Raw genomic sequence first — 17,235 nt, 5'->3', positions numbered from 1 at the left:
TGCATTATGGCTTCACAGTATTCAACAGCAGAACTGCAAAAAGCAGTCGCACTTTATTACGATGGAAAAAATGCACCCCATGTCAGTGCCAAAGGTACCGGCGAAGTGGCCGAACAAATTATCGCCATTGCACAGGAACATGGTGTTCCCCTGTGCGATAACTCCGCACTTGTTGATTTGTTGGTAACACTGGAGTTGGGCGATGAAATCCCCGAAGCCCTGTATATCGCTGTTGCCTACATCATTGCATTTGCCTACCAACTTGAAGGCAAAATCCCCGATGCATGGCAAAACCATTAGCCCATTCGTAAATACCTCCCCCTGCGACTAATCATCTTTTCTTAGGCAGACAACACACAATTTTTACAAAAAACACACAAAGCGTTCGATTTCCACCCTTCCCAAGCCACCGCTATGATGCGATTATGACGTCACTTTTTTGACATCTCCCATACCCATTGCGCCGCACACTAATGAATCACTTTATCACTAGCGAACAACTCAAAACACAACTGGGCAAGGTTGTGATCTTCGATTGCCGTTTTAACTTGATGAATAAAACCCTCGGCAGAGAACAATATCGCGCAGGGCATATTCCGGGCGCCTATTTTCTGCACTTGGAAAAAGATCTCTCCAGTGAAACCGGTACCCACGGCGGCCGCCACCCCTTACCCGATACAGAAGCGCTCAGTAAAAAATTGCGCTCTGCCGGCGTCAACCAACATTCCCTGATTGTGGTTTACGATGATTCACGTATGGGCTATGCCGCTCGTGCGTGGTGGCTGTTACGCTATTTCGGGCATTCGCAGGTATTGATTCTCGATGGTGGTTTCACAGGTTGGATTAGCGCCGGTGGAGCAATAGATAGACGCGAACCCACTATCAAAAATGGTAATTTTAAAGCGAGCCTGCAAGCAGACTGGATTGTAAACCGCGACGATATTTTACAAGCAGGCCCAAGCTTCACGCTGATCGACTCGCGCGAAACCAAACGCTACCTCGGTGAGGAAGAGCCTATAGATCCGGTGGCAGGCCACATTCCCGGTGCGCTCAATTATTTTTGGCAGGATGCTACGACTGAGCAGGGTTTTATTCAATCGGATGAAGTACAGCGTAAACGTTGGGCGGATTTAACCGGGCGCGATAATCTGGTGGTGTATTGCGGCTCTGGTGTGACCGCTTGTGTGAATCTGCTGTCACTGGAGATCAGTGGAGTAAAAGCAAAACTCTATCCGGGGAGCTGGAGCGACTGGTGCTCATATTTACCGCAATAGCGCTGCCCATTATCAAAACAAGACGATATAAAAAAGGCGAGCAACGTTGAGATTGCTCGCTTTTTTTATTCAGTCAATTCAAACTAGTTCGTGTACTCATACTCAATTCGCACATCCTGTGGGCCACCATTATCATCATCGATATTAGAGCGCCCATGAAAGCGCATAAGATATTTTCCATTTGGATCGTAGGCAAGATTAATAGGATCCGCAAAAAGCGAGATAACTTTTTGCGCTGGGGTTATGCGGAAATAGATCCACTCACTGCCAAAGTTGGTGTCATACACTGGTGACTCGGGCCCTTTTATTTTGCGCACTTCTAGCTGCAGACTGCTTAAGCGATTGGGCATTGCAAAATCAAATTTCAACCGCTTGCCGGCAACCAACTTATCCCAATTGAGTTGAATGTACGCATCAAACCCGGCATCAATTACCATGCGGGCATTATCGTATATGACTTTTTCATTTTGCGCGCTGTTCATGCCATGGGTAAGCACCAAGCGCGCACCTTGAAATTGCGCCGAAACATATTCGTTGTCCCGCGTGTCTTCGTAATTAAAACTGGGTTGATAGGGTTCGCCCTGATACACCAGTGTTTTTGAGGCAAAAGTGTTACCCTCTGGCGTTACATAATCCACTCGCACCGATTGATTTTCATCAATGCCGGTATAGAGCTCGCGATAAATCAGCTGGTTATTTTCAAGATTGTACGCGCTGCCTGCTACCACATAATTTTCTTCAGCCAATGCTGTAGCTGCAGAGAAACCTGTAATAAGGATATACAGGCTACGAACGAGAGTGTGACGAAGATAATCCTGTCGTTTTACGCTGGACATAAGATAAAACCCTTAAGCTAAGAAAACGATGCAGTGGCAGCACTACCAGCCACAAGATCGCTATTATAGGTAAAACTTCAACCAAGGGGCTAGACCATTCCGCCGAAGATAAACTAACTCCCGCAAGATAACTTAAAGGCGCAGCAATAGCCCCTAATAAGCCAGACCACAGGGGACGCGAATAGATCCATACCAGAGAGTGATTAAGGGTGATGCCCAACAGTGCCCACAAGCAGACTAACCATAGCGGAGGCAGATAAGCAGATTCAGCAAACTGGATTTGGCCGCTGTGCAAAAGCAGCGAATCATGAAGCAAACCAAGTGCTATTGCTATGAGTACAGCAACCGCATCATCGCGTCGTTGCTGCACAATCATGAAATGAAAAGCGATGGCCGCGAGCGTAAATACCCCAGCCCAAAAACTACCGCACAAAATACAAACGAACCAGCCGACCTGAAACAATACGGCATTGGTGATGGTAAAAACAAATGCGCTGTTTATCATTGGAAATAGCCGCTGCGGTACTGTGGTTTTGCTAACAGTACTTGTGCCGTGCCTATACTGCGCTCGATAAAGCCCCCCTCGCAGTAACAGAGATAAAATTCCCACATACGGATAAAACGATCATCGAAGTCTTGCTCCCGCACTGCTTCCAATTTAGCGTTAAACGCTTCGCGCCAATGTTTCAGCGTCTGCGCATAATGCGCTCCTATATCTTCAATATGCAGAATATTCATATCCGTTTTACTTTTTGCAAAATCACTGATCACTGCGATGGAGGGCAGCGAACCACCTGGGAAAATATAGCGTTGGATAAAATCCACTGTCTTGCGCGCCATGTCATAACGCTGATCAGCAATCGTAATTGCCTGCAACAACATGAGCCCATTAGGTGCCAACAAGCGCGAGCAGGTAGAAAAATATTGATCGTAGTGCTCGTGCCCTACTGCTTCAATCATTTCGATAGAAACCAGTTTACTAAACTGGCCGCGTAGATCACGGTAATCATCAAATAACACGGTAATGCGGTCACTTAAACCAGCCTCGGCTACTCTAGCCAAAGCATATTCACGCTGTTCACGAGAAATAGTTGTAGTAGTAACACGACACCCATAGTGTTGCGCTGCATAAATTGCCATGCCACCCCAACCTGTGCCTATCTCAAGCAAGTGATCGTTCGGCGTCAGTTGTAATTTTTCACAAATACGTTTCAACTTATAAACCGATGCTTCCGCCAAAGATGCGTCAGGTGTTGGATAGATCGCTGCTGAATACATCATGGTGCTGTCGAGAAATAAGCGAAAAAAGTTATTGCCCAAATCGTAGTGAGCAGAAATATTTTTTCGCGATCCCTCTTTGGTATTGCGATTAAACCAATGAAACATCTTTAACAGATACTGCCCAATAAAAGATTGCTTTGAGTCCATTGCATCAAGTGCATCGATATTGCGCACAAATAAGCGGGTGACTTGAGTGAGATTCGGCGTTGACCAAAAACCACTCATATAGGCCTCACCTGCGCCAACAGAACCGCCAAATATTACATCTGAATAAAGCTGCGCATCGTGTACATAAATATCGGCCACCAAATCTGTGTGATCTGCTTGTTGGCCAAACTGGAACAGCTCGCCTTGCTCATGGATGCGCAGGCAACCCTGCTCCAAATCGCGCAGCAATTTAAATAACATCGAACGAGCGATGCTTTGGTTGCGAGTTAAAGATGACACTCGATGTTTTGGCAACAGCCTGATACTAGTGGTTTTCACAATTATTCCCCTGTCGTTTTAAGTTCAGTGCTGCTAGCAGCAGGCAAAGGGTTTATGGATTGATGTGTGTAAACAGGCACACCTTTAACAAACAGGCGCACAGCTTGCCAATAAATGGCAACAGGAACTTTTATCGCAGCCCAAGGTTGCAGCCACAATATTTTATGTAAAAGCGATTTGGACCAAGGCTGGCGTTTGAGCGTCAGGGTTGCATCCATATGACAGCTGGTGTGCTGGGTAGAATGATTTTGCGGATCCAGAGCGCGCACATGGTTTTCCATGTGCACCAACACATTTTCTGCAGGTACGGAACTAACCCAGTGATATTCCATATCCAATGGGTTAAAAGGCGATACATGGAATTTTTTATCGAATTGCGAATTGGCTTTACCGGTTTTTTCATCGCAATGAATGAGATAAGTGTGCCGTTCATTCCATGGAGTGTTGTTGACCTGTGCAAGAATCATTGTCGGCTTATTAGCACCTGCGTTAAACAGGTAATAAAAAGTGACTGGATTAAAACAAAAACCAAAAATACGTAAGTTTGTCAGCATACGTACGGCGCCATCAGGGCAACGCAGTAAATTTTTTTTATCCGCCGTCAACAATGTATTCACTTCACTGCGCACGGCATCTTTCAGAGGCACGGCGGGATCGCCCAAAAAATCCGCACGCCGGAAGCTACCAAAATTGGTACCGTTGTATGACCAGCCTCTTACGCCGTCAAACAGTTCGGGCAATTCATCGAGATCGATATAAAACAAAGTCGATGAATAACTAAATTCATGATGCTTTGGAAAGAAGCGCCGGTGGCGCAAGTTACCCTGATAAATTGCACTATGCATAGCGGAACTCTGATCGAGACTGTAACCGATTCATTACCACATCTCCCCTAACATCTCTGCAACGCGGATCGCTGATACTACGCCATCCTCGTGGAAACCATTACGCCAGTAGGCACCGCAAAAATGCGTATGATTGACTCCACTAATCTCCGCCCAGCGCGCTTGCGCAGCAACTGACTCGCGGGTAAACATCGGATGGCTATATTGATATTCACCGTAGATTTTTTCAGGATCTATCGCATTGCCCGCATTGACTGTCACGCAAAATGTTGTTGCCGAATTCAATTTTTGCAAAATGTTCATGTTGTACGTCAAGGCGACAGTTTCACTAACTGAATCGGCTTCGCCATGCTGTAGCAACAAGTAATTCCAGCTCGCCCAACTGCGGCGCAACTTGGGTAGCAAGCGAAGATCACTGTGCAATACTACCTGATTGGATTGGTAGGGAATTGCAGCGAGAATCTCATTTTCAGCCGATGACGGATCGGCAAGTAATTTCAATGCCTGATCGCTATGGCAGGCAAAAACAACCTCGTCAAATAATTGCTCACCGAACAAAGCTGTAGTGACTGCGACCGAGTCAGCATTGCGCTTTACCTTGAGTACCGGACAGTTTGTATAAATGGTGTCTTTATATTTTGCTGTTAACGGTTGTAAATATTGGTTGGAACCACCTTTGATGGTGTACCACTGTGGCTGTTGGGTAACAGTCAATAGGCCATGGTTGTGGAAAAACCGCACAAAAAATGTCAGTGGCATAGCTGCCGCTGTACCAATGGGCGATGACCAGATCGCCGACACCATGGGTAAGATATAAAAATGAATGAATTTTTCGCTGTAGCCTTGTAGCTGCAAATATTCGCCCAGCGTTTGGTCTTCAGGAATGCAGTTATTCTTATAGAGCAGGGTGCAGGCCGTATTGAATTGCACAATTTCTTTCAACATGCGCCAGTGGGAAAGATTGAAGATATTTTTGCGCTGGGCAAACACAGCATTCAATGAAGTACCACTGTATTCAAACCCGGTACGTTGGCAGGCAACACTAAAACCCATTTCAGTGGGCTGATAAGAAACATTCAATTGCGCAAGCAATTTTAGAAAATTGGGATAAGTGCGATCGTTGAATACGATAAATCCTGTATCAACAGCGAGCTTGCCTTCAGGTGCAATAACCATTTTGGTAGCCGTATGCCCACCAATTTCATTCCCGGCTTCAAATACACTCACATCGTGGCGGCGTGCCAACAAGTAACCGCTCAGTAATCCACTGATTCCCGAACCTATGATAGCGATTTTTTTTCTGGCAACGACAGTCATGCGTAGACTCTTAATGTGAAGTGCGTGAGATTTTTTGCAATAGCCACACTTGCGCGCGTAGCGGCAAACAGGCGATAGAATTCATCAACCACACCAACGGCCAAGGGAATTGCACCAGCCAATGGCGCTTGTTGATGCCCTTCATAATACTGTCTGCGGCTTCGGCTGTTGTCTGCGCAAAAGGCATGGGAAAGTCATTGCGGTCAGTGAGTGGGGTTTTAACAAAGCCTGGACGAATGATGGTGATATCGATGGGTTCGTTAGCCAAATCTACGCGCAATGAATTAAATAGATATTCCATGGCAACCTTGGATGCGCCGTAAGCTTGCGAGCGCGGCATAGGCAAAATACTAGCCATACTGGATACACCCACCAGTTGCGCTGGTGCTGTCTGCACACTGTTGTCTTGCAACTTTTTTTTACGCAGCAAAGGTAAACAAAACAGCAGACTGTTGATAGTGCCCTGCCAATTAATTGCCATTACCTTGTCAAACGGCTCGTGCGACAAATTATTTACATCAACATATTCGCAAGTACCCGCGTTTAAGATAGCGAGATCCAAATATTGTGTTTGTTCATCGATCCATTCACCTGCGCGTTGACTATCACCAGCATCAGAAAGATCAACCTTTACTGGCAAACACTGCTGCGGAAATTGTTTGGCCAACTGCTCCAATCGGTCTTCAGAACGCGCCAGTGCAAACACTCTTGCACCCTGCTCCAGATAACGCAGTGCCAACTCATAACCAATCCCGCTAGAGGCGCCGGTTATTAATACAGTGTAAGGCGCAAGACTGGTATTCATAAACTAACTCGGTTAGTGCGCTACGGGCGTCAATTGGGCGAAAAGTGCTATGGTTTCTTTACGGCTCATATTTAAATCAACAATTGGGCGCGGGTAATTATCCACTGGTGGCGGATTGTGAATCTGTTTATTCGACAAATGCCCTAACTCTGGAATCCAATTACGTATAAAATCACCATTCGGATCAAAACGTTCAGATTGGCTAATAGGATTAAAAATGCGGAAATAGGGAGCTGCGTCAGTACCCGTTGATGCGCTCCACTGCCAGCCCCCATTGTTGGCTGTAAACTCACCATCAATTAACTGTGACATAAAATAATCTTCGCCCCAACGCCAATCGATTTGGCAATTTTTAGTCAAAAACATAGCAACCACCATACGCAAACGGTTATGCATCCACCCGGTGGCATTCAATTGGCGCATAGCCGCATCGACAATAGGAATACCGGTTTTCCCCTCACACCAGGCAGCGAAAAGCGTTTTGTCATAGCGCCAGGGAAAAGCTTCCGTATGGGCCTGCATAGCTTTACGCTTACAGACCTGCGGATAATCCACCGCTACATGCTGATAAAATTCCCGCCAGATTAATTCGCTAATCCAGCAGTTTGCGCCCGCATTGCCACCCTCCCACTCGCCATGGGTGTAGGCGAGTACAGCGGCAATTGCCTGGCGGGGGGATAGCGAACCTACCGCAAAATACGGGGATAAACTGGAAGTGCCATCAATGGATGGAAAATCGCGCTGATCCAGATAGCGGGTAATGGATTTTTCAATAAACAAATCCAACCGGCGATAAGCCTCAGCTTCACCCGCAGGCCAAAGCTCCGACAAATCGCGCAATTCATGTGCAGAAAATAACTGATTAATATCATCGATAGATACCGTAGTTACATCAGAGACTGCCGCTTGTTTGGCAGGCGAAGCCAGCGGTTTTATCGCAACCGGCATCATGGTCTGCAGCCATTTCTTTTTAAACGCAGTGAAGACTTTATAAGGATCACCTTGACCATTGCGAATCATACCGGGCGGGACTATGCAACGATCGTGACACCGCTTCACCAGAATTCCGTTGTCACGCAGTAATTGGTTAACCGCAATATCGCGATTCAATTCGTTCACGGGATACTCCGCGTTGAAATAGCAATGCCCCGCCTGCACTCGCTGTGCTATGCGCAATAATTCTGGCGCAATTTCAGCTGGTTTTTGTACGCGAACAACCAACAGTGGAATATTCAAGCTGGTCAGGTCTTTCGCCATTATATGCAAATGGCGACGCACGAAGTCCAGTTGCGCAGGTGCAATGGTATGGAGGCGCACGTATGCATCACAATGTACGTAAACAGCTACCACACCTTGCCCTGATTCTGCCGCTTTAAACAAAGCGGGGTTATCATGCACACGCAAATCATGACGCAGCCAAACTAACGCGGTCATTTTGCACCCACTTTTTTCTTTATCTGCCGGATCGCAAAACCCACCAGTGGAATATGCTCATAGAGCATTGAGCCTGCATCAAAATAATCGCGATGGTAATAAACTTTTTCGTTGAACAGCAGGTGGGTATTACCAGTCAATTCTAAAAGTTTTCCTCCAGCTAGTTTGTTGTGGCGGTAGTGCATGGTCCAGAAAAGAATAGCCTCGCCACGGGCAGTCATTTCCATAGAATGATGGAACTCAAAACGGCACTCAACCAAATCATCCATCATGCCAGCATAATAGTCGGTGAGATTTTTGAGGCCATTGACCGCATGGAGCGGATCGCGAAATTGAACGTCGTCGCTGTAAATATCAACGAGAGAGCCAAGAATTTTTTTATCAAAACGCAAGTACAAATTGCGTACTTTTTGCGGAACCGTAAGCGACATACAAATGACTCATCCCTTTAATAATTGGTTTATTGTGGTCAGTACTTGTTGCTGGCTGTCGCAAGCATAATAGCCAGTGCTGAATTCAGGCACTAATGCACGAACAACCCGCGCTACATTTCCCGTCAACACAACAGCCGTAGCAGAACGCTCCTGCAACAGACTCAAGTGTAGCTGTAGCTCGCTGGTATTTACGGTTTCACTACCAATAATCACCACTATTTTTGTAGCTAGCGCTTCTGCAGCCAGTAACGACTCCTTTGCACTCAAATACCCCAAAAATTCAGCCTGATATTGGTTCACCAGAAGCCCATAATTCAACACCGCTGGCAATAAGGGATCCTCGTCCGGAGCAGCTGACACCATCAGGATTTTCTCCCCTTGGGCTGCATGCCGTTGGCGGCTTTGGGCGGCTTGAATATACTCCAGCAGCACAGCCGTAAAAAACGCTCGGCGCACCGGTCTACCCGGCTCTTCCCCTTGCAGTTCCGCTATTAATGGCAATAACAAATAATCAGCAATCATTGGCACCGGATAAAGCGAAAACGTTTCTTCGATCAGACGTTCCAGCTGGTTGCGGTTAAATGCAGTGATTGTCATTTGAATTTGCTGCGCCAGTTGCAACCAAATTGAATCTATTTCAGGGACAAGATCGCCGCGCTGTTCATCGGCAAGTAATGCCTTCACTTTGCCAATCGCCAACCCGCGCCCTAACCACACCTGAATTTCTTTAACGCGATCAATATCGGAACGGCTATATAACCTGTGCCCTTTGGAGGTTCGCTGTGGGATTAATAAACCATAGCGTCGCTCCCATGCACGCAGTGTTACGGTATTCACACCCGTCACGCGTGAAATTTCACGAATGGGTACTGCGTCCTCTACCAACACACCATCCCTTTCAGTTTCAACAATAATACTCACTAGCTATTCTCTACGATGTGATTACGCAACCCGAGCCGTTCCGGATGAGGCGACCAAAAAGTTTGGGATTTTAAATAAGGGTTATCGAGTTTTAACAAATGGTGCTTTAGTAAGGTAAGCGGCACAACCAAAGGCACCATGCCCGCTTTGTATGAATCAATCAGCTGCGACAGCTCTTGTTTATCCTGAGTGTTTAAATGCTCTTTCAAATAACCACGCAAATGCATAATTGCATTGGTATTCCCTTTACGCGAGGCATGGTGCGCAAGCGCCTCCATAAATAAACGGAAAAACTCATCGCTGCTTGTCTGTATATCCCGCCCCGACAAATTGGACAGATAGCGACCTATGGTGAAATAGCTGGGCACATGATGCGCCATCACCTGATATTTGTAGCGAGAGTAGAAATCAATCAGTTTTTTTGCAGTGGGGGCAGCAGCAACATTCGTTTTAAAATCATGATAAGCAAAGACCCGCGCCAGAAAGTTATCGCGCAAACCGGCATCATTCAAACGCCCTGCTTCCTCCACGGGTAACAGCGGCATCAATTCCATAAAGCGTTGAGCATAGGCACCGCGACCCTTGCCATCAGCGGTGTAGCCATTATCGCGATAGCGCTTCATGCCAAATACGCCGCAACTGGGCGAATTTTGCATGAAAACATAACCACAGATATCGGGCATTTGCTGTGCTGCAAACTCTGCCTGCTCGACCAGCGCATCGGTCACATCCAAATCAGGGTTTTGAACGCCGCGCACGCGGGTTTCATCACCGATGATCACCAACCGGATTGGCTTACGCGGTATACCTAAACCAATAGCAACTTCCGGACACACCGGGCGAAACTCGATGTACTCACTGAGGACATCAGTGAGGTAACGGTTGCGTTTATGACCACCATCAAACCGGACCTGTTCACCAAGCAAACATTGACTAACACCGAGAGGAATTTTGCTCATATTAACCCTATACAAATTATCAACTCTGTATAAGTTTTACATCCAAAACTTGTACAAAGCAATAAAATTGTATAATAAAAGGCAAAATAAATAACACGAAGGAAAACTGCAATCGGGATATGAAAATAACAAACAGCATTAACCAGGGCGGCTAACAAATTGATAATTAATAAAAAAGCCGAACAAGTGTTCGGCTTTTGGAACAATCATTTCGATCAATGGGTAGGTATTTCTATGTCCTCAAACAACTCGTCCAGCTCCGCTCGCGAATGACGGTTGAAGGCCTCATTAATGATGTCTTTCGTCAAATGCGGCGCAAACTTTTCGATAAAGTCATACATGAATCCACGCAGGAAGGTACCACGACGGAAACCAATCTTGGTTACACTCGATTCAAACAAGTGGCTCGCATCCAAAGCAACCAGATCGCTATCGGTCGTTTCGTTGTAGGCCATACTGGCGATAATTCCCACGCCCAAACCGAGACGGACATAGGTTTTAATCACGTCAGCATCCGCAGCAGTGAACACCACTTTAGGTGCAAGGCCACGATTGATGAAGGCCTCATCCAATTTTGAGCGTCCGGTAAAACCAAACACGTAGGTTACTATCGGATATTTGGCGACCTCTTCAAGGGTCAGGTTGGATACCTGTGCAAGAGGATGATTCTTGGGAACCACAACACTACGGTTCCAGCGATAGCAAGGCATCATGATCAGATCACTGAACAGCTCCATCGCTTCAGTGGCAATTGCAAAATCCACAGTGCCGTCAGCAGCCATTTCGGAAATCTGCATCGGCGTACCCTGATGCATATGCAAGGCAACTTCTGGATATTGCTTGATGAACGAACCAATCACGGGCGGCAATGCATAGCGGGCTTGGGTATGGGTCGTCGCTAAGGTCAAAGTTCCTTTCCGTTCATTACTGAACTCTTGGGCAACCTGTTTGATACTTTCCACTTTACGCAAAATTTCGCCCGCGGTCTTGAGAATTGCTTCACCGGCCGGGGTTATGCGGGTTAAATGCTTCCCGCTGCGCGAGAAGATTTCAACTCCCAACTCGTCTTCCAGCAAACGGATTTGTTTGCTGATACCCGGTTGCGAGGTGTACAAACTCTGTGCAGTAGCTGACACATTCAAATCGTGATGCGCCACTTCCCAGATATAGCGTAGTTGTTGCAGCTTCATAAGCCCTCCGATTGGCTCACTCACTGGAGGAATTTGCCAAAGGCATTCACCAGAAAAACCCAAGAGCGAACTCAGGGTTATAAAATCAAATTAGATTATTCACTTCTAGAATAGATCACATTACCCGTCTGTGCCCAACAATTATTAATTGTGCTACAGGCCAGCCTTGTTACAACTTTAGACTATATCCCGAAAATTCAAAGTTTTTGACAAAGGAATATTACAAAAACACCAAGAAATAGCAGATGCACACCCTATATTGGGTATATGTCATGAGCCGCCAACACTCAAGAAGCTGGTCGATTGGCTATTCCGTGCGGTACGTGACCGGTAGCAACATGCTCGCGTGCTGACTCGCAATGCATAGGTTGATCATCAAAAAAAACGTCTGCACCGTAGGCTTTGAGGAAAGTACCTTTGGCGAGCCCACCCAAAAATAATGATTCATCTATACGGATATTCCAGGCGCGCAAGGTACGGATTACCCGCTCATGTGCAGGTGCCGAGCGAGCAGTAACCAATGCAGTACGTATCGGACAGTTTTCACCAAACTCGGCTTGTAAACCTTGAAGCGCGGCCAAAAATTGTTTGAATGGGCCTCCGCTCAACGGTTCTTTTGCAGACGCTTTTTCGCTTTCAGTAAATGCGGATAGTCCTTGTAATTTATATACCTGCTCTGCCTCATCAGAAAAAATAACTGCATCACCGTCGAAGGCAAACCGCAATTCATCTTCATTATCAACCTGGTTATTCGATGCAATTAAGGTCGCTGCCGCCATGCCGTGGTCGAGCGCTTGCCGGACATCATCCGGCTCTGTCGAGAGAAATAAGTGGCAACCAAATGCAGAAGCGTAACGATAAGGTGATGTGCCGCCGCAAAACGCAGCGCGGCTGATTTTAAGGCCGTAATACTCAACAGAATTAAACACGCGCAAACCCGTATCTGCACTGTTGCGTGAAAGCAGAATCACTTCCACACGCGGCTCACCACCTAAACGCTCATTGAGTCGCAACAATTTTTTAACTAGTGGGAATGCATCACCAGGGGCAAGAATTTCATCTTCATGCTCAATTTGATACTGGGCATAAGCAGCCAGTCCTTCATTCACATAAACCTGATGACTCTCATCCAGATTAAACAATGCACGCGATGAAATCGCTATCACCAGTTTATCGCCGAAACCTTTAGGCATGATCAATATTCTCCGTTGAGACTCGAATTCATCACGGCAATATAAACTCATCCGCATCCAAATGGGCCGGAAATCGCTCGCGATATTCAGTTAATTTTTCAGTGTATAACTCAACCGTTATTAGTTCAGCCTCCTGACTCGTTGCAATCAACTCGCCCGTTGCTCCATACACACTGGAGTCGCCAGCATAATGCTGCCCTGCCTCATCCATTCCTACCCTATTGACACCCACCACATAACTTAAATTTTCTATTGCACGCGCTTGCAATAACCGGTTCCAATGTAAAGCGCGCACACTCGGCCAGTTGGCAACATAAATCGCCAGATCGTAATCGTTGCGGTTGCGACTCCAAACTGGAAAGCGCAAGTCATAACAAATTAATGGCAGCACCCGCCAACCTTTTACATTGACCAACAGACGTTTATTACCCATGGCATAACGGGTATGTTCGCCGGCCATCCTGAACAGATGACGTTTATCGTATTCTGTGTAACTGCCGTCTGGGCGCATCCAAACCAAGCGATTGAAATATTGTTCACCCACCTTAACCACCAAACTTCCAGTGACAACAGCATTGTGCTTAGTGGCTTGTTGTTGCATCCACTTGTAGGCACGACCATCAACTGCTTCTGCATAACTGCGCGCACTAGCGCAAAAACCAGTGGTAAAAACTTCCGGCAATACAATCAAATCAGTTTTGGTAATTGCTGCCATCGATTCAGCAAACACATCGAGGTTATATTGTGGATCGTTGGGAACAATTACTTGCTGCACCAGAGTCACGGTCAAATTATTCACGATGAACCTCTCTTCCAACTTGATGAACAGGATGCAACCAAAAATAACAAAGTACGAACGCAACCAACACTGACACGGCAGCTAACAAGAATGTTGTTGATGCACTATAGTCCCACAGCAAGCCACCAATCAATGCTCCAGCGGCACCGCCTGCGCCAAAACTGAAAGAGCTATACATTGCCTGCGCCTGCCCTTGATTAGCACCCATAAAATGAGTGCGCACCAGCTCAATGGAAACTGCATGGGCGATACCAAAGCTGCACGCATGGAGTAGCTGCGCAAAGAGCAGTACCGCAAGTGATTCAGCACCATAAGCAATTAACAACCAGCGCCCGCTGGTCACTATCAAGCTAAACAGCATTAAGGAACGCAAGCTAAACCGGTTCAATAATTTATGCATGACAATAAAAATGGCAACTTCAGCAAGTACACCCAGCGCCCACAACAACCCTGTTGCAGTGCTACTGTAGCCGTAATTTTCGACAAGATAGAGCGTATAAAATGTGTAGTAAGGACCGTGACTGAGTTGCAATAAAAAACTGGCCGCTAAAAAACACAGAATGGTTGGCTGCCACACCAGGCTTAAAAAATTCTGCCGCTGCCCATCAGATTTTTTTGCGCTCACGTCTTGTAAACTAAGGCTGGAGAGCCAAATCAAAATCAAAAAAGTGAGGATAAACAACGGTAAAAACCGGATTGGCATCACATCAAATACCAACCCAAGCCCTACCACTGCCGCCATAAAGCCCACCGAACCCCACAAGCGGATTTGACCATACTTGTGATAGTTATTGGCTAAGTATCCCAGCGTAATCACTTCAAATTGTGGCAGTACCGCATGCCAGAAAAAGGTATAACAACTCACCACCAACACCAGCCACCAATAGCGCTGGTCAAGCAAAATTCCGGCAAAAATAATACTCGCCGCCAAACTGCCGAGCCGAATAATGCGCAGTCGCTGTTGCGTGTGATCAGCTAACCAACCCCAAAAATTCGGCGCGATAATACGTGTCGCCATAATGATGGAACTGATGATGCCAACATCCTGAGAGGAATAACCGAGGGATTTGAGGTAAATTCCCCAGTAAGGGATCAGAGTCCCGACGACAGCGAAATAGAAAAAATAAAAACCGGACAGGCGCCAATAGGGAATTGCTTGCTGCGCAAAAGAAAGGGACATATAGAAACAACAGAAGGAGTGAATCAAACATTGGATTAGTCATCACGAAGATGACTAATCCAACACACCCTTGGAGAATTTATTTCACGCTGGCAGGAATGACCGGCACAGAATGTTTAACAGCACCATTTTGCCCGCGCTGACGCAACAGATGATCCATTAAAACCAACGCCAACATCGCCTCGGCAATTGGCGTTGCACGAATCCCAACGCAAGGGTCGTGACGGCCTTTGGTAATTACTTCAACTGCGTTGCCGTGCACATCCACACTACGCCCGGGAATATGCAAACTCGATGTCGGCTTGAGTGCAAGATTCGCAATAATATCTTGCCCGGAAGAAATACCACCTAAAATGCCACCTGCATTATTAGATAAAAAGCCCTCAGGGGTCATCTCATCGCGATGCTGGCTGCCACGCTGGGCAACACAACCAAAGCCCTCGCCGATCTCAACCCCTTTTACCGCATTAATGCTCATCAATGCGTGCGCAATTTCAGCATCTAGGCGATCAAAAATCGGCTCGCCCAATCCGGGCGGAACATTGGTGGCCACTACGGTTATTTTTGCACCAATAGAATCGCCTTCTTTGTTGAGCGCCTGCATAAAGGATTCCATTTCCGGCACCTTGCTGGCATCAGGACAGAAGAAGGGGTTTTGATGAACCTGATCCCAATCCACGCTTTCAATTTTTATCGGACCAAGTTGCGACAAATAACCGCGCACTTCAATACCGTGAAAATCTTTCAAATATTTTTTAGCGATGGAACCCGCTGCAACACGCATGGCTGTTTCACGTGCAGAAGAGCGACCACCACCGCGATAATCGCGCACGCCGTATTTTTGCATGTAGGTGTAATCCGCATGCGCGGGGCGGAATTGGTCTTTGATATTGGAATAATCTTTGGAACGCTGATCCGTATTTTCGATCAGCATGCCGATTGGTGTACCTGTGGTTTTACCTTCAAATACACCGGATAAAATTTTCACCGCATCTTCTTCGCGACGCTGGGTGGTATAGCGCGAGGTGCCTGGCTTGCGACGGTCCAGATCAATTTGGATATCGGCTTCGGTCAATTCAAGGCCGGGTGGACAGCCATCTACGATTGCGCCCAAGGCCACTCCGTGGCTTTCGCCGAAGGTAGTCACAGTAAACAATTTGCCGTAAGTATTGCCTGACATTAGGGATTTCCTGACAGTAAGATCCAACAAAGGATCAATAAAAAAGTGCGCTGATTATACGTGACTTGCCCAGCCGACGCATCGACATGATTGGCCTAGAGCACACCCTCCACGTGCGCATTGCGCAAATCCTGAGCGGTCAATACAAATACACCATGACCGCCACGCTCAAACTCTATCCAAGTGAAGGGCAATGCTGGATAAACACCTTCCAATGCTGGCCAGGAGTTGCCCACTTCCACTACCAAAAGTCCATCTTCCGTTAAATAATCCGCCACTTCCTTCAGCAGGCGGCGGGTGAAATCCAAACCATCATCGCCGGATGAAAGCCCCAATTCAGGTTCCGCATGGAATTCATCGGGCAAGCTCGCCATATCCTCAGCATCTACATAGGGAGGATTGGAAACAATCAAATCAAAACGCTGCCCGAGCAGGTTTTCAAACAAATCTGACTGCAGTGCAAAGATGCGCTCCGTCATGCCGTGCTGTTGGATATTCTCCTCGGCCACCGCCAAGGCATCGTAGGAGATATCGCTCAATTGCACTTCAGCATCGGGAAATGCGTGTGCGCAAGCGATGCCGATGCAACCGCTGCCAGTGCATAAATCAAGAATTTGCTGCGGCTCGTTCACCAGCCAGGGCGCAAAGCGTTTTTCGATCAACTCGGCAATCGGCGAGCGAGGTACCAGCACCCGTTCATCAACCACGTAGGGCAAACCCGCAAACCAGGCCTGGCCGGTGATATAAGCAGCCGGAATACGTTCTTCGATACGACGCTGGATATTGGTTACCACCCGCTCACGCTCGCTACGGGTCAAGTGAGCGTCCAACCATTCATCGCCTAGGGGAGGCGCCAAATGGATTGCATGTAAAACCAGTTGTTCGGCCTCATCCCAGGGATTATCAGTACCATGACCGTAATAGAGTTTGGCCGCGATAAACTCACTGGCTGCCCAGCGTAAAAAATCGCGAATCGTTAATAACTCATCGCGTGCTTGATCAAAAATTGTAGTGGAAGCAACCATAAAAAACCTCGGACTGGGCAGAGAGCGGGCATTCTACCCAATAAATCGGCCAAATCAGGATTTATGTTTTCTAGAA

At 47.0% G+C, this 17,235-nt stretch carries 18 protein-coding genes; 2 read left to right on the top strand and 16 right to left on the bottom strand.

All coding sequences use genetic code 11. From position 1 onward, the window contains the following. The first annotated feature begins 6 nt into the window (after positions 1 to 6). Both J2X05_RS06635 and J2X05_RS06630 read left to right on the top strand, forming a co-directional pair. Entirely contained in the window at positions 7 to 300 is a 294-nt protein-coding gene (locus J2X05_RS06635) for an EscU/YscU/HrcU family type III secretion system export apparatus switch protein (RefSeq protein WP_310070326.1), read from the top strand. Between the two features lie 173 nt (positions 301 to 473). Then, on the top strand, positions 474 to 1,274 hold the full coding sequence (locus tag J2X05_RS06630) for a sulfurtransferase (RefSeq protein WP_310070325.1): 801 nt from the start codon (positions 474 to 476) through the stop codon (positions 1,272 to 1,274). 83 nt (positions 1,275 to 1,357) lie between these two features. On the opposite strand, the gene J2X05_RS06625 is transcribed toward J2X05_RS06630, so the two are convergent. The 16 genes from J2X05_RS06625 to prmB form a co-directional block, all read right to left on the bottom strand. Continuing rightward, complete coding sequence (locus J2X05_RS06625; RefSeq protein ID WP_310070323.1) at positions 1,358 to 2,110, bottom strand: hypothetical protein; 753 nt, start codon at positions 2,108 to 2,110, stop codon at positions 1,358 to 1,360. Further along, positions 2,061 to 2,615 carry a DUF2878 domain-containing protein gene (locus J2X05_RS06620; protein ID WP_310070321.1) on the bottom strand — a complete coding sequence of 185 codons (555 nt, stop codon included), beginning with the start codon at positions 2,613 to 2,615 and terminating at the stop codon, positions 2,061 to 2,063. The genes J2X05_RS06625 and J2X05_RS06620 overlap by 50 nt, the downstream gene beginning before the upstream one ends. Next, a complete protein-coding gene (locus J2X05_RS06615; protein ID WP_374725258.1) occupies positions 2,612 to 3,877 on the bottom strand; it encodes a class I SAM-dependent methyltransferase in 1,266 nt (421 codons plus the stop codon). Before J2X05_RS06615 ends, J2X05_RS06620 begins: the two co-directional genes overlap by 4 nt. A gap of 2 nt (positions 3,878 to 3,879) precedes the next feature. Continuing rightward, positions 3,880 to 4,722, bottom strand: a complete 843-nt coding sequence (locus tag J2X05_RS06610; protein WP_310070315.1) for a DUF1365 domain-containing protein — start codon at positions 4,720 to 4,722, stop codon at positions 3,880 to 3,882. A gap of 33 nt (positions 4,723 to 4,755) precedes the next feature. Then, entirely contained in the window at positions 4,756 to 6,039 is a 1,284-nt protein-coding gene (locus tag J2X05_RS06605; RefSeq protein WP_310070311.1) for an NAD(P)/FAD-dependent oxidoreductase, read from the bottom strand. A 10-nt stretch (positions 6,040 to 6,049) separates the two neighbouring features. After that, on the bottom strand, positions 6,050 to 6,844 hold the full coding sequence (locus tag J2X05_RS06600) for an SDR family NAD(P)-dependent oxidoreductase (RefSeq protein WP_310070309.1): 795 nt from the start codon (positions 6,842 to 6,844) through the stop codon (positions 6,050 to 6,052). A 12-nt stretch (positions 6,845 to 6,856) separates the two neighbouring features. Then, positions 6,857 to 8,278, bottom strand: a complete 1,422-nt coding sequence (locus tag J2X05_RS06595) for a cryptochrome/photolyase family protein (RefSeq protein WP_310070307.1) — start codon at positions 8,276 to 8,278, stop codon at positions 6,857 to 6,859. Beyond that, the gene (locus J2X05_RS06590; RefSeq protein ID WP_374725257.1) at positions 8,275 to 8,709 is read right to left on the bottom strand and encodes a nuclear transport factor 2 family protein; all 435 of its coding nucleotides are present in this window, start codon (positions 8,707 to 8,709) and stop codon (positions 8,275 to 8,277) included. The genes J2X05_RS06595 and J2X05_RS06590 overlap by 4 nt, the downstream gene beginning before the upstream one ends. Before the next feature lie 9 nt (positions 8,710 to 8,718). Beyond that, complete coding sequence (locus J2X05_RS06585) at positions 8,719 to 9,633, bottom strand: MerR family transcriptional regulator (protein WP_310070302.1); 915 nt, start codon at positions 9,631 to 9,633, stop codon at positions 8,719 to 8,721. After that, positions 9,633 to 10,592, bottom strand: coding sequence for a YbgA family protein (locus J2X05_RS06580; RefSeq protein ID WP_310070301.1), 960 nt, complete (start codon positions 10,590 to 10,592; stop codon positions 9,633 to 9,635). The genes J2X05_RS06585 and J2X05_RS06580 overlap by 1 nt, the downstream gene beginning before the upstream one ends. Positions 10,593 to 10,807: 215 nt before the next feature. After that, a complete protein-coding gene (gene cysB / locus J2X05_RS06575; protein ID WP_310070299.1) occupies positions 10,808 to 11,782 on the bottom strand; it encodes an HTH-type transcriptional regulator CysB in 975 nt (324 codons plus the stop codon). 287 nt (positions 11,783 to 12,069) lie between these two features. After that, positions 12,070 to 12,975: a 5'-nucleotidase gene (locus J2X05_RS06570; RefSeq protein ID WP_310070297.1), complete on the bottom strand. Its 906-nt coding sequence runs from the start codon at positions 12,973 to 12,975 to the stop codon at positions 12,070 to 12,072. 31 nt (positions 12,976 to 13,006) lie between these two features. After that, on the bottom strand, positions 13,007 to 13,774 hold the full coding sequence (locus J2X05_RS06565) for an amidohydrolase (RefSeq protein WP_310070295.1): 768 nt from the start codon (positions 13,772 to 13,774) through the stop codon (positions 13,007 to 13,009). Next, on the bottom strand, positions 13,767 to 14,954 hold the full coding sequence (locus J2X05_RS06560) for an MFS transporter (protein ID WP_310070290.1): 1,188 nt from the start codon (positions 14,952 to 14,954) through the stop codon (positions 13,767 to 13,769). Before J2X05_RS06560 ends, J2X05_RS06565 begins: the two co-directional genes overlap by 8 nt. Before the next feature lie 79 nt (positions 14,955 to 15,033). After that, positions 15,034 to 16,134: a chorismate synthase gene (gene aroC, locus J2X05_RS06555; protein WP_310070287.1), complete on the bottom strand. Its 1,101-nt coding sequence runs from the start codon at positions 16,132 to 16,134 to the stop codon at positions 15,034 to 15,036. Between the two features lie 95 nt (positions 16,135 to 16,229). Further along, positions 16,230 to 17,159 (bottom strand): 50S ribosomal protein L3 N(5)-glutamine methyltransferase, encoded by a 930-nt coding sequence (gene prmB, locus J2X05_RS06550; RefSeq protein ID WP_310070284.1) that lies wholly within the window; start codon positions 17,157 to 17,159, stop codon positions 16,230 to 16,232. Positions 17,160 to 17,235: the final 76 nt, after the last annotated feature.

It is taken from the genome of Cellvibrio fibrivorans (assembly GCF_031457055.1).
Taxonomy (GTDB): Bacteria; Pseudomonadota; Gammaproteobacteria; order Pseudomonadales; family Cellvibrionaceae; genus Cellvibrio; species Cellvibrio fibrivorans.
Note: the sequence above shows the minus strand (reverse complement) of the source record. Positions and strands in the feature narration are given on the sequence as shown.